The organism is Hydrocoleum sp. CS-953 (assembly GCF_002260545.1).
In the GTDB taxonomy this organism is placed as follows: domain Bacteria; phylum Cyanobacteriota; class Cyanobacteriia; order Cyanobacteriales; family Microcoleaceae; genus Trichodesmium.
Window position 1 is genome coordinate 1 of record NZ_LGSU01001446.1, and the last position, 13,573, is coordinate 13,573.

General features: G+C 36.2%; 9 protein-coding genes and 2 pseudogenes. 5 read left to right on the forward strand and 6 right to left on the reverse strand.

All coding sequences use genetic code 11. From position 1 onward, the window contains the following. Nucleotides 1-152: 152 nt before the first annotated feature. From AFK68_RS47025 to AFK68_RS47030, 3 genes and pseudogenes are all read left to right on the forward strand, one after another. The coding region (locus AFK68_RS47025) for a CHASE2 domain-containing protein (RefSeq protein ID WP_371357621.1) at nt 153-1,062 on the forward strand (910 nt) is incomplete at its 3' end. Nucleotides 1,063-1,068: 6 nt separating this feature from the next. Then, a partial coding sequence (locus tag AFK68_RS30360; RefSeq protein ID WP_256386685.1) for a CHASE2 domain-containing protein occupies nt 1,069-2,199 on the forward strand: 1,131 nt, incomplete at its 3' end. 55 nt (nt 2,200-2,254) lie between these two features. After that, nucleotides 2,255-2,718: pseudogene (locus AFK68_RS47030) on the forward strand (adenylate/guanylate cyclase domain-containing protein); the annotation flags it as partial. Between the two features lie 1,021 nt (nt 2,719-3,739). Here AFK68_RS47030 and AFK68_RS47035 read toward each other — a convergent pair. From AFK68_RS47035 to AFK68_RS30390, 3 genes and pseudogenes are all read right to left on the reverse strand, one after another. After that, nucleotides 3,740-4,576, reverse strand: coding sequence for an N-acetylmuramoyl-L-alanine amidase (locus AFK68_RS47035; protein ID WP_371357622.1), 837 nt, complete (start codon nt 4,574-4,576; stop codon nt 3,740-3,742). A gap of 1,249 nt (nt 4,577-5,825) precedes the next feature. Continuing rightward, nucleotides 5,826-6,429, reverse strand: a pseudogene (locus AFK68_RS30380) (AMIN domain-containing protein); the annotation flags it as partial. Nucleotides 6,430-7,364: 935 nt separating this feature from the next. Beyond that, nucleotides 7,365-9,203 carry a diguanylate cyclase domain-containing protein gene (locus AFK68_RS30390; protein ID WP_210407700.1) on the reverse strand — a complete coding sequence of 613 codons (1,839 nt, stop codon included), beginning with the start codon at nt 9,201-9,203 and terminating at the stop codon, nt 7,365-7,367. 1,435 nt (nt 9,204-10,638) lie between these two features. On the opposite strand from AFK68_RS30390, the gene AFK68_RS47040 reads away from it, so the two are divergent. Together AFK68_RS47040 and AFK68_RS30395 are read left to right on the forward strand one after the other, a co-directional pair. Then, on the forward strand, nt 10,639-10,763 hold a 125-nt coding region (locus AFK68_RS47040; protein ID WP_371357623.1), incomplete at its 3' end, for a DUF2103 domain-containing protein. A 22-nt stretch (nt 10,764-10,785) separates the two neighbouring features. Next, nucleotides 10,786-11,085: a DUF2103 domain-containing protein gene (locus AFK68_RS30395; RefSeq protein ID WP_210407702.1), complete on the forward strand. Its 300-nt coding sequence runs from the start codon at nt 10,786-10,788 to the stop codon at nt 11,083-11,085. A 141-nt stretch (nt 11,086-11,226) separates the two neighbouring features. Here the strand turns inward: AFK68_RS30395 and AFK68_RS30400 are convergent, their stop codons facing one another. The 3 genes from AFK68_RS30400 to AFK68_RS30405 form a co-directional block, all read right to left on the reverse strand. Next, nucleotides 11,227-12,084 carry a cytochrome P450 gene (locus AFK68_RS30400; RefSeq protein WP_094677677.1) on the reverse strand — a complete coding sequence of 286 codons (858 nt, stop codon included), beginning with the start codon at nt 12,082-12,084 and terminating at the stop codon, nt 11,227-11,229. A gap of 537 nt (nt 12,085-12,621) precedes the next feature. Next, nucleotides 12,622-12,759 carry a hypothetical protein gene (locus AFK68_RS37575; RefSeq protein WP_168186715.1) on the reverse strand — a complete coding sequence of 46 codons (138 nt, stop codon included), beginning with the start codon at nt 12,757-12,759 and terminating at the stop codon, nt 12,622-12,624. Between the two features lie 539 nt (nt 12,760-13,298). After that, nucleotides 13,299-13,499 carry a hypothetical protein gene (locus AFK68_RS30405; protein WP_210407701.1) on the reverse strand — a complete coding sequence of 67 codons (201 nt, stop codon included), beginning with the start codon at nt 13,497-13,499 and terminating at the stop codon, nt 13,299-13,301. Between the last annotated feature and the right edge of the window lie 74 nt (nt 13,500-13,573).

Below are 13,573 nucleotides of genomic sequence, written 5' to 3' on the forward strand. Positions count from 1 at the left end.
AAATAATCTTCTAATTCGAGAACAAGATGAGGTGAAGGTACAAGATTTATGTGTGGAAGAAAAAGACCAATCATATGATTTAGTTTTTAAAACGTTGCCGAAAAAATAAGTACCCTAAATATTTGTAGAAAACACTTAATATAATTGGTATTATGTGGCAAAAAATAATTAAAAAGCTAGCTTGGAAATGGCGTGGTTTATTAGTTACTGCTCCTACTATTACTATCCTATTAATTGGGCTACATTTAACAGGCAGTTTACAAATATTTGAGTTAGCAGCATTCGATCAATTCATCAGATTTCGTCCCCAAAAACCTGTAGATCAAAGAATATTAATTGTCGGATTTAATGAATCAGATATACAAACTTTGGAGATGGCAATTTTATCAGATGAACTCCTTGCTGAGTTAATAGAAAACTTGAAAAAGCATCAGCCAGCAGCAATTGGTTTAGATATATATCGAGATTTACCAGAAGAACCAGGATATGAAAAATTAGTCAAAGTATTTGCATCTACACCAAATTTAATTGGTATTAGAAAGGTAGTTGGTAATCAAATTAATTCCCCTATTAATCCCCCACCAGTTTTAGATAAACTGAATCAAGTTGGTGCTAATGATATGCCTATGGATGCTGATAGTAAAATTAGGCGTTTCTTTTTATATTTGACAGATTCAGAAGGTAAAATAGTACCGAGTTTAGGATTGAAATTAGCGACAATTTATCTGGAAAAATTGAAAATATATCCTCGACCTTCAGCAGTTAATCCTGAAAATTTACAATTAGGAAAAGCTGTATTTATTCCTTTTGAAAATAATCATGGTGCTTATGTACAAACTAATGCTCAAGGATATCAAATAATTCTTAATTATCGCAGCCCAGAATATACATTTCAACAAGTTTCAGTGACTGATGTTTTAAACAATAAAATTACCCCTGAATTGGTGCGGGATAAAATTATTTTAATTGGCTCAATGGCAGAAAGTAAAAATGATTTATTTCTCACTCCTTACAGCAGTAAAATTATTGGGATTCCTGAAAGAATGTCAGGGGTAGAAATTCNAAATAATTCTTAATTATCGCAGCCCAGAATATACATTTCAACAAGTTTCAGTGACTGATGTTTTAAACAATAAAATTACCCCTGAATTGGTGCGGGATAAAATTATTTTAATTGGCTCAATGGCAGAAAGTAAAAATGATTTATTTCTCACTCCTTACAGCAGTAAAATTATTGGGATTCCTGAAAGAATGTCAGGGGTAGAAATTCATGCCAATGTCACAAGTCTGATTATTAGTTCTGCTCTTGGTGAGATGAATATTATTAAAATATTGCCGGAATATTTAGAATGGCTATGGATTCTTTTCTGGTCAACAGTAGGAGCAACTATTAGTTGGAAATGGCGTTATTCAGGAGGTTTTTCTCAATTTTCTGGGAAATCAATTATTACTTTATTTCTTGCTACTGGTGGGTTAGTTTATATCAGTTACTATGCTTTTATCTGGGGTTGGTGGATTCCGATAATTTCGCCATTTTTAGCTATTTGGTTGTCGGCGATCGCTATTACTGCTTTTGTTGCTAAAACTGCTGGATATATTCGTGATGTTTTTAGTCGTTATTTGACTGATGAAGTAGTAGCAAATTTATTAGAAAATCCTGATGGATTAAAATTAAATTGTCAACGACGAAAGGTGACAATTTTAATGTCTGACTTAAGAGGTTTTTCTGCTATATCTGAAAGGTCAGAACCAGAAACAATTTTTGCTATGTTGAATATTTACCTGGGGGAAATGACAGAAGTAATTAATCAATATGGTGGTACTATTGATGAATTTATTGGTGATGCAATTTTGGTTATTTTTGGCGCTCCTACCCAGAGAGAAGATGATGCAAAAAGAGCAGTTGCTTGTGCAGTAGCAATGCAAATAACAATGCCTAGCGTAAATGCTAAATTAAAGGAATTAGGTTTACCAGAAATTCAGATGGGAATTGGTGTTAATACGGGAGAAGTTGTAGTTGGAAATATTGGTAGTAATAGGAGGTCTAAGTATGGAGTTGTTGGTAGTAATATTAATTTAGCTTCTCGGATTGAATCTTATACAGTGGGAGGTGAAATTCTGATTTCAGGAAATACTCTTGAAGAAGTCAGTTCTATTGTCAAAATTGTGCAGCAAAAATCAGTAAAAATTAAAGGTTTTNTATGGAGTTGTTGGTAGTAATATTAATTTAGCTTCTCGGATTGAATCTTATACAGTGGGAGGTGAAATTCTGATTTCAGGAAATACTCTTGAAGAAGTCAGTTCTATTGTCAAAATTGTGCAGCAAAAATCAGTAAAAATTAAAGGTTTTCCTGAAGCTATCAATATTTATCAACTAGGAGGTATTTCCGGAAAATATAATTTGTTTCTACCTGTAAAATCAGAATTATTTGTAGATTTATTAGAAGCAGTTCCCATTCAGTTTGCAGTTATTGAAGGAAAGGAAATTAGTCAAGAATTAATGTCAGGAAGTTTAGTCAAAGTATCTACTAATTCTGCTGAAGTAAAATCTAATTATTTAGTAGATGTGATGAGTAATCTTCAGATTAATTTATTAAATAGAACTTTTCCAGGGAAAAAAATTGATTATATTTATGGGAAGGTAACAGGTCAAAAAGACGATCGAAGTGGATTTTATATACATTTTACTTCCCTATCTCCAGAAGTTGAAAAGATGTTNAGATGATAATTTGGGATTGTGGATACGAGAATATTTACATTTTTATCAGCAGGTGAGCATAAATAGACAGAATATTATACCAAATCTCAAAAGTAATGCTATACTTGGGAAATACTTCAGTTATCAATTAATTAGTACATACCAAATCATTCTTTTGCTAATTTGAGCTAATTTAATATTAATAAGACTTACGCAAAGACCATGTATGTAGCGTTCAAAACTATAACGTTATAGTTTTTTACCTCTATATATAGTACCTCTGCGTAAGTCGTGATTAATTATTGTGATGTTTACTTCTCTGTAGAGACCTTGCATCCAACGTCCCTAACTACTCCCCTATCCCCTGCTCAACAAAATGTAGAAAAGTTTTTGATAAATGCCATTAGAGGGCGGGTGAGTCAGAACTATATCGTCCTTAAATCAAGGCTTTCGGTTAAAACCTACATCCTGCACGTCAAAATGTAGTATGAAATAAGGAGTCAGGAGTCAGGAGTCAGGAGTCAGGAAAAAATCATAATAGTCAATAACAGCAAACAATTAATTAAGTATTGACAGCAGTTTTCATTTGGGTAGACCACAGTAGGGGCGTTTGCGGAGCATTCCGGAACGGAAATGGCCATGTGCTAACGCAAAGCTCCGCTTTATATGTCGCGCAGCAAAACGCCCCTNGCGTTTGCGGAGCATTCCGGAACGGAAATGGCCATGTGCTAACGCAAAGCTCCGCTTTATATGTCGCGCAGCAAAACGCCCCTACAGGATTTTTGCTTGTGAAGATGTGGTTCATCAATTTGAAAAGCGCTGTATGCTTAATATTTTCCTGATAATTTGACTCAGGAGAAAGTTAAATAAAGATAATTCGTAAAGTATAAATACCTACTAAACTACCAAATTATTATAATACTCTAGTGCTACAACTTGACGTGCGGAAGGTGGGTTGGAGAAATAGATAACATCAGGTCATCATCAAAACCTTGTAGGGACGTTCCATAGAACCTCCCTACTTACTCCCTACTCCCTCTTCTATCGAGAATAAGCTTGAACATATCTCAGTATGCCACGAGCAACCGCCTGCGCCATACGACTACGTTGAACAGGATCAGCAAGTATCCGAGAATCATAATTACCAGTGACAAAACCCACCTCTACCAAAACAGCAGGCATCTTAGTATGTCTTAGCACATGAAAACGCGCTCTCTTCACACCACGATTATTCATAGTCGGAAAAGCTTCCAACATACTATTCTGAATATACCCTGCTAGAGCACGCCCACTTTGGTAATAAAAAGTTTCTAAACCATTCACATCAGGACGACTCATACTAATAGCATTAGCATGAATACTCACAAACAAATCTGCTCCTACCCTATTAGCTAACTCTGACCGTGGTGGTAAATCTAAATCCCGGTCTGTCTTACGAGTCATAACCACTTGTATATTATTCTGTTCCAGGATTTGAGCTACCTCTAATGACATTGGCAAAACAATATCCTTCTCCCGCAAGCCCCCAATACCCACTCCACCTAAATCTGTCGGTCCCCCATGTCCGGGGTCTATAACTATCATTAGTCGTCCATCACGTTGAGGTAATCTATTGGGGAAAGGAAAACGAGGATAACGATTATTAGTATTAGGCCGTCGATTATTGCGACGAGGCCAAGGAAAAGGCCAGCGTCTCGGACGTAAATTGTCAGCAGAATTCTGAGGTAATCTATTCTGAGGTGGTGGATTTTGCGGTAATGAATTTCGGGACGATGAATTTTCCCGTGAGAATACTGAGGATCTTAAACTAGGAGATTGTTGTGTAGGATTTGTTGGCTTCCAACCTGGAGGTGCAGTTCCAATATTACCCCAACCCATAGGCAAAGATAACTGTTCGGCCGTAATCTGAGTTACTTCTGCAATTTTAACATTATTAATAGGCTTAACCAGAATTGTAACTGTTTCTGGATCTTCTTGACGTATTTTTGCCCAGACCAAAGGACTACCAACCTGTCGTCCTGGCAACTGCAATTTATCATCTACCTTAGCATTATATATAGTAATTCCATAAGCATCTGTTTCAGAATCCCAACCACTGGTATAATTTAGAGCTTGGTCTCCAGTAACCACCAACTCAGTACCATTTTTTAATTCTACTGACTTAAGCACCGCAAACCCAGTAGCTTGATTAATTGTAGGTGGTGCTTCTCCTTGAGNGTCGTCCTGGCAACTGCAATTTATCATCTACCTTAGCATTATATATAGTAATTCCATAAGCATCTGTTTCAGAATCCCAACCACTGGTATAATTTAGAGCTTGGTCTCCAGTAACCACCAACTCAGTACCATTTTTTAATTCTACTGACTTAAGCACCGCAAACCCAGTAGCTTGATTAATTGTAGGTGGTGCTTCTCCTTGAGGCCATACTGCTACTCCACCTGCATAAGCACGAGCTTGCCATTCAGTTTGCGTATCTGGCATACTTAGTGTCAGCCGAACTACTGCTGGTGCAGTTGAAAGTTGAGTTAATTGAGTAATTGTTAATCCAGATTCATTAAATCTTTGATTTGGTTTGACATCCCTGGCTGTGAGAGTAGCATTCAGGACATCAATAGTCATCCAGGTACGGTCAACACTCTTCTTCAGTTCAATTTCTGGTAATTTACCACTTGTTTTGAGAACTACTCCCTCTTTTTTTACTTGGACATCTTCTACAAGAGTTGGTGTGCCATTAGTGGCATTTGAATTAAAGGAAGAAGAANAATCTTTGATTTGGTTTGACATCCCTGGCTGTGAGAGTAGCATTCAGGACATCAATAGTCATCCAGGTACGGTCAACACTCTTCTTCAGTTCAATTTCTGGTAATTTACCACTTGTTTTGAGAACTACTCCCTCTTTTTTTACTTGGACATCTTCTACAAGAGTTGGTGTGCCATTAGTGGCATTTGAATTAAAGGAAGAAGAATTATTCAGTCTTTGTCTATTTTGATTGTTTGGTCTTTCTGTTCTGCGAAGAATTAGGGGCGAACGTGGAGGTGGTGGAGCTGAAGACTGGGAACTTTGGAGAGGTAGGGGCGAACGTGGAGGTGGTGGAGCTGAAGACTGGGAACTTTGGAGAGGTAGGNGTGGTGGAGCTGAAGACTGGGAACTTTGGAGAGGTAGGGGCGAACGTGGAGGTGGTGGAGCTGAAGACTGGGAACTTTGGAGAGGTAGGGGCGAACGTGGAGGTAGTGGGGGTGGAGACTGAGGTGCAATATTAATATTTGTACTAGAGGTAATTTTTTGAGGCGTTGGTATTTGTACAGTCCATTGGCTAGGAGAAATACCTCGAAATTGTACTTGTTTTGGGTCAATAGTATAACCATTGTTTAGTTCTACTACTATCCGAGCTGTTTGAGAATTAAATTGTCCTACTCTAATTGCTTTAATTGCCCCACCCACAACTTGAGAAGTTCTTATACCACCTAAAGTTGTTCCTGGCAAATCTATAATTAACCGAGTTGGATTAGTAATTAATTGGGCTTTTGGCTGAACACCACCTTCTGTAGTAAAGGATAGTTGGTTCTGGTTGACTCTAAATTGCCAAGATTCTAGGGTTGCAGCTTCGGAGGGACTTCCTAAGACAAAAACACTGAGTATACTGGGAAGTAACCAGCGCAACATAAGGTTTTTCCCTAGTTGGGTACTGTTAAGAAAGATCAAACGATTTCCTGGATATATATTTTTCATATCAAGTCTAATACTTTAATTTAACCCTCTAAATCAATATAAATATATTCATTTCACTTGTATGGTTATTTATGAATAGAATATCATTAGCTTATAACCATTTACTTCTACACCCAAATAACCACTTCAATAATGATTGTGAGGATTACTAGAGGGACATACTATCATATATTTTTCTCAATGGTTGTTAGTCATTCCAGATATATCTAAATTTTTTTTTGATTAATATTTTGGATTTTTTGTTAATAGCCCTAGAGATTATATCAAATCCAGTACCATTGGTTTCATTAATTGATAATTGATAATTGATAATTGATAATTATGTTTGCGTTCCGCAAAGCTTGACCTTTGTCATGCTCCGCATTTCCTGACGGAATGCTCCGCTTTCCATGTCGGCGACAGCCGAAAAGCGAAACAAAAATAATTAGGGTTTGCTGAATAAGTCTTTTTTAAGGAGTAGGGGAGTAATTTTTTTGCTCAACTATGCACCCAAAATCCTAACTTTTTGATTTTTCGGGAACCGTGCATAAAGAGCTGAAAACTAGGTACTTTGTTCCCAACATAAAAAGGCTAAAACCTTTATATGTCAATGCTTTGAGATTTAATCAGCAAGCCCTAATTAATTATCAATTAGATATAGCAGTTCTCATAATGGTGAGGTACAAAATTCTAGCTTTGAGGGAACAGGGAACAGGGAACAGGGAACAGGGAATAGGGAATAGGGAATAGGGAGTAATGAAAAGATAAAAAGATAAAAAGATAACTGTACTTCACGCTTCTTGGGAAACGCTATATCTCCAGAAAAGAGGAAATATGGAATAGAGAATAGGGAATAAGGGGGAAAGAATTGATGATTTATCTACGATAATTAATTGAATTTTTTATTGTTGGAGATGTCTATTATCAATTATCAATTATCAATTATCAATTATCAATTATCCATTAACGACATCTTTTTCAAGTATTTTAAAGTGCAGACAACAATCTCGCCCCTGTTGTTTAGCCTGATATAAAGCTTGATCGGCTTCAAGTATCAATTCCTGGGGTGTTCGATCAACTAATGGTATCTGAGTAGCAATACCCAAACTTAAGGTAACTATTTGTTTTTCACTTCTATAATTAGGAATACCTAAATCCTTAATTGCTGATTGAATCTGTTCCGCGACTACAGAAGCTCCATTTTCATCAGTATTTGGCAAAATCACAGCAAATTCTTCTCCTCCATAGCGAGCTAACAAGTCTACAGGGCGTTTCACAATTTCTTTGGCAGTCTGAGCTATTTTAACCAAGCATTGATCTCCTGCTTGATGACCATAAAAATCATTGTACAATTTGAAATGATCGACATCAAACATAATTAGAGATAAACATTGCTTTTCTCTTACCAGTCTTCTCCATTCCAGATCTAAAAATTCATCAAAGTAACGGCGGTTAGGAATTTGAGTTAAACCATCAACTCGAGCCAGATTTTCTAATTTATAATTTGCTTCCTGAAATGCATCAAGGGTTTTGGCTAATTCCTCTGCTTGAGAACGGGTTTGAGCTAATAAATGGGAATGCTCCAAAGCAACACTAAACTGAGCTGCGAGTTGTTTAACAAATCGAATTTCATTTTCAGTCCATTTACGGGTATTTTCACACTGATGAATACATAATAATCCCCATAATGTTGAACCTATCATTAAAGGTACAATTATTTGTGCCTTAATTTGAAATTTCTCTAACAGTTTAAGATGACAATCTTTTAAACCTGCATTGTAAATATCATCTAGCACTTGTATACGTTCCTTTTGATACTGAATGGCGAACTGTTCACCAAAACAATTATCCTGGACTTTGTGCAAAAGCGCAGAGTTATAAGCTGGTAAAACACTTTCAGCAACAAACTCACCAAAGCAGTAGTTACTACCTGGGTCAAAGTGGAATAACCCAACGCGATCGCACAGCAAAGCTTTTCTAATTTCTTTGACAGTAGTTTGACATAAGGTATCAAAGTCTAAAGACTCACGAATTTCTGAGATTAAGTTAAATAAAATTGTTTGTTGCTGGCTATTTTCTCGCAAATATTTTGCTTTTTGTTCTACTTCAGCGAGTTGTTCTGCTTGCTGTAGAGCAATACCTAATTGGGCAGAAACTTGAGTCAAAAATTTAACTTCGGAAACTTGCCAATTATTGGGTCTAGAATGTTGATAGGCAGCCAAAATTCCCCACAGTTTTTGTTTGACAAAAATAGGAGCAGTTGCGAAGGCTCGGATATGAAATTGTTCCAACATTTCAAGATGGCATTGAGACAACCCTGCTTTGTAAATATCTTCTACTACAAATGTTTCGTTATGAATATACCTACCACCTTCATGTTCTTGAAGATAAGAGTCATTCCAGATAGTGTTTTTGCCTAGTTTGCCATAATTATCCCAACTAGGTTCAGTAAATTCAAAGTCTCCAACAAACTGACCGCCCCAGTCTTCAGAAAAACGATATACTGAGACTCGTTCGACACCTAAAAGTCTACAAGTTTCTTTTGTAGTTGTGCGAAATATTGTTTCTAGGTCTAGAGATGCTCTAATCTTACTAATGACTTGATATATTGCCCTTTGGTGTGCAGATATTTGCTCTAATTGTTCTGTTTTTTGGTATAGTTGATATTCTAAATGCTCAATAGTTGGTAATCCCAATAACTTAGATATTTTATTAATTATTGGGCGGCATAAGGTAGCTAATATAGATTGAGTTTTTCTGTTATTCATCCGTTGTTTGACTGAATATTCTAACATATAGCTTTTCTTGGTTATATATTGTCAACATTTTAGGGTTTTAGGAAAGAGGTTGAAAGTATCTCTATTCCATGAGAAATCCTATTTAAACAAGATAGCAGAAAAAATCTCTATAAGCTATATATACCTTTGAAGCATGGATTTTTATAGCAAATCTGTGATCTAATTATCTGCTCTTTTTTCTGTTAGCTATCAGATTTATTTGGATCTTATTTGATGCTACGAATAAAAAAAGAATGTTATACCAATTTCATGGAATATTGCTACAGTGGCTCTGTTTTTAGGAGTTAGGAGTTCATTAATTGATAATTAATAATGGATAATTACCTCTTTAATAAGGAAGGAGTAAGAAGCAAGAAAGAAGCAAGAAAGAAGAAGCAAGAAAGAATAAGTAATACCATTTCTCAAAAATCTTGCTATATTTGATTGGGTGGAGGAGGGACGTTGCATAAGGGCGTCCGTACGGGAGTGTGGGAGGAGGGAAGGGACGTTGCATAAGGGCGTCCGTACACAGAAGAATAATGAACATTAACTGGATAATAATTAGGGAATCATTTATTTTATTTGTATTAATTACTTAATAACTGAAGTGTCACTCAAGTATAGCCTTAATGCATGGGAATTGGTATAAGAAGTCATGAAGTGAAAACCGCTATAAAAGTATGAATTTTGATTTATATCCCCCTTAGCCCCCTTGAAAAGCTTTTTTTTATAAACATTTTTCTTAACATAAAACTTGACAAAATAGGTGAGTTATACCAATTCCTAAAAGTAACGCAAGACCTTGAATAACACTTCAGTTATGAAGTAATTACCTTAGTTTAATTACTTTTTTGTTAGTTTTAGCAATCTTTTGCATTAATTATTCTTGTTTGTACGGACGTTGCACAGGCAAAAATGCGTTTTCCGTTCCGGAATGCTCCGCTNCTTGAATAACACTTCAGTTATGAAGTAATTACCTTAGTTTAATTACTTTTTTGTTAGTTTTAGCAATCTTTTGCATTAATTATTCTTGTTTGTACGGACGTTGCACAGGCAAAAATGCGTTTTCCGTTCCGGAATGCTCCGCTTTCCATGTTGCGCAGCAAAACGTCCCTACCTTCCCCCACTCCCCCACTCCCCTACTTCAATCAAATGTAGAAAAGTTTTTCAGAAATGGTATTACTCCTTTGATAATTTTGACTTATTGTGGAAGTAGGGAATAAGGAATAGGAAACATAAAATAAGGCAAATTAGCTCCTTTTAAAGGAACAGTATTTTCTCATCTACTTGATTTTTTTCAGAAAATTATTACTTGTACACTGCTACGAAAAAGTAAAGTTGAATCTGCTGTAAATACTGAAATTGAGTCAGCTATTACTTTTGACTTTTGACTTTTGACTTTTGACTTCCCCATAGCACTGTAGACTGGGTATGTAGAGATGGAAAAAATCCCATGAAAAAATCATCTAAAGCTAAAGGTCGCCTGGTGTGGAATCATTCAACCCATATCGACGGGTTAATCCCAATTTTAGAGAAACTAACCCAACACCAGGGTATTGAAACTGTTACTCCGGGAGTNTGTAGAGATGGAAAAAATCCCATGAAAAAATCATCTAAAGCTAAAGGTCGCCTGGTGTGGAATCATTCAACCCATATCGACGGGTTAATCCCAATTTTAGAGAAACTAACCCAACACCAGGGTATTGAAACTGTTACTCCGGGAGTTATCAGTAGGTCTAGAAGTCACATTCCCCAGATGAAGCTCAAAGTATCAGTACCTATTAGGGGTGGTTTTAAACTTATTGCTAGACAAGGAAAAACAGTACAAGAAGTATTTATGTTAACCAGTTTAGCTCAAGAAGATTTAGAAGAGGCGATCGCTCAAGTCTTAGCTAAATAAATATACTTCCTGTCCTATTTTTCGTAGATGTATTTGGAAAAGCTTATTCATAAAAGCCTGCACTTTCCCAACATAAGTGTAGGCTCTTATATTTTTTCTGACAACTGCTATACCTTAGAGGATGAAATTTTGACCTCTATCTTAATCCAACTTCGATAATTTCACTTTTAAACCATCACGAGGATGAGGTGTAGGTACTGCAACTAAACTTAAGTCTTGTTCTGGTAAAAGTTCCCATTCATAACTCTGCAACAACTTTGCTGCAAAAATTTTCATCTCCAAGCGAGCAAACTCTTTACCCAAACATTCCCGCATTCCACCACCAAAGGGAATATAACCAAATACTTTTTGTTTATCTACAGCATTTTCTGGAGCAAAACGTTCGGGGTCAAAATTTTTATAGTCTGGGTAGAGAGTCTCATCTTGATGAGTCTTACCAATTTGATACTGAACTAACCAACCTTTAGGAATTGAATATCCGCCAAATTCACAGTCTTGAATTACTTGTCGGAACCCACCCCCCACAGGTGGAGTTAATCTCAATACTTCTTTGAGAACTTGTTCAAGATAAGTCATTTGTTTGAGACTTTCTGTAGTTAGGGGTTCTGTAGAAGAAAACTGCTTTTGTTCTTCACGAGCGCGGGTAAGTACATCTGAGTGTTGACTTATTAATAGACAGAAGGAAGCAACTGCCGAAGTTAAGGTTTCGTGACCAGCAAACAACAACAATAATATCTGGTCTTTCAATTCATCCAAAGGTAAACTATTACCCTCTTCATCCCGTGCTTGCAAAAGTATTCCCAAAGCATCCTCACCAAAGTTTTCCTTTTGCTGTCGTTGCAGAATAATCTCTTCAATATGTTGTAATAACTTTTGCCGACAACGGAGTGCTTTACCGAATCTTGTCCAAGGTAATGATAGAGGAATAGAAAATAAACCTTTTACCCACTCTTCAAATAAACCAGCTAATTTTGTCTGGGAACCACCATCACTACCCATAAATAAACGGCTAGCAATATCAAAGGTATTGTAAAGTTTTGCCGAATCAATAGAAAGATCTAGAAATCTATCAACTTTTATCCATCTTTGACATGCGAAAAGGTTTATTAGATATAATAGTGCCAAATGTGTAAAACATAAACTTGCCAACAGCCATTGACCTAATTNGTATTGTAAAGTTTTGCCGAATCAATAGAAAGATCTAGAAATCTATCAACTTTTATCCATCTTTGACATGCGAAAAGGTTTATTAGATATAATAGTGCCAAATGTGTAAAACATAAACTTGCCAACAGCCATTGACCTAATTTTAAATGGGTGAAAATCCTTTCTAGCTGCGGAAGACATAAGTCTATAGCCTCCCTCGTAGTTAAACCTATAAATCTAGAAAAGCAGAAGTAAAATTAGCGAGGTAATAACAAAGGCAGATCGTAAAGTAGTCCCAAACGCTATTAGCAATGGGATAGAGGGTGTTGTAGTTCATCCAAGATTAATTAATTTGGTCTGAACTGAATATTAGAATATTTTTCTATATATTTAGAAACTATAATCACGAATTTCAGGATACCAAGTCAAGGTACCCATTTCTGCCCACTTCTCCAGATACTTAGCAGTCATAGTTTCCATTGTGGGAGTGTAATTTGCCAAAGCTCTTGGTTGAAAAGCTTGTGCCAAAAGTCTACGCCGTTGCTGGTGGACACTACCTTGTTGGACAGATAGGGAATCAGGGCCTAATAAAATCCTGGTACTTTTTGGCCAAGTAGCAGTAAAGTATTTATTTTCATTGGAAAACAGAAACTGATTAGCTTCTGCTCCAGCTAAAAATATTGTGGGGTAAGCATTCAGCCGTCAGCAATCAGCTATCAGCTATTGCTATTGATATGGAATAATATCATGTCCGGTAGCATCGGTATTGTAAGGTAAGGGTAAGGAAGAAGGAAGAAGGAAGAAGGAAGAAGGCTTTAATTACCTACAAAAGAAGGTTTAAGAGCTAGAAAAAACTTAAATTTCCTGTAGTTATTCACCCTGGGGTTTACACGCTCCGATACCAGCGGACATGATATAAAAGCTTGATTTCCACCATTTTCTTCAGGGATATTATTAAACCAGAATTCAACTTACTACAAAAAAAGTCTAAAAGTTAGCTGTATATTGATTTTCAAGGCGAGATATTATTGCTGAAAGCTGAGAGCTGACAGCTAATAGCTGAATGCTTACATTGTAGGAGTGCCAAAAATATGACTTTTGTAGATTTTTCCATACTTTTTTTCACGTTTTTCAGCGAAGTTGTCATCATTTAAAAAACTAATAGTTTCACCCACAAGAGGTAAACCAAAATTGCCTGGTGGTAAAGGTAATTTAGTATTTGTGCTAGTCATAGAAATTTTATTCTCACTTGTACTTTTTTTTAACATATTTATACACAATTCAATCAATACGATTAGATTAAAAAATATTCCTTATTTGGGAGATGCAATTGCTACTTATG

Bases quoted from the DNA above. Each gene is read 5' to 3' on its own strand.
- AFK68_RS47035 (WP_371357622.1), bottom strand. From the start codon at position 4,576: ATGGGTTGGGGTAATATTGGAACTGCACCTCCAGGTTGGAAGCCAACA.
- AFK68_RS30390 (WP_210407700.1), bottom strand. From the start codon at position 9,203: ATGTTAGAATATTCAGTCAAACAACGGATGAATAACAGAAAAACTCAA.
- AFK68_RS30400 (WP_094677677.1), bottom strand. From the start codon at position 12,084: ATGGGTAGTGATGGTGGTTCCCAGACAAAATTAGCTGGTTTATTTGAA.
- AFK68_RS30405 (WP_210407701.1), bottom strand. From the start codon at position 13,499: ATGTTAAAAAAAAGTACAAGTGAGAATAAAATTTCTATGACTAGCACA.
- AFK68_RS30395 (WP_210407702.1), top strand. From the start codon at position 10,786: ATGAAAAAATCATCTAAAGCTAAAGGTCGCCTGGTGTGGAATCATTCA.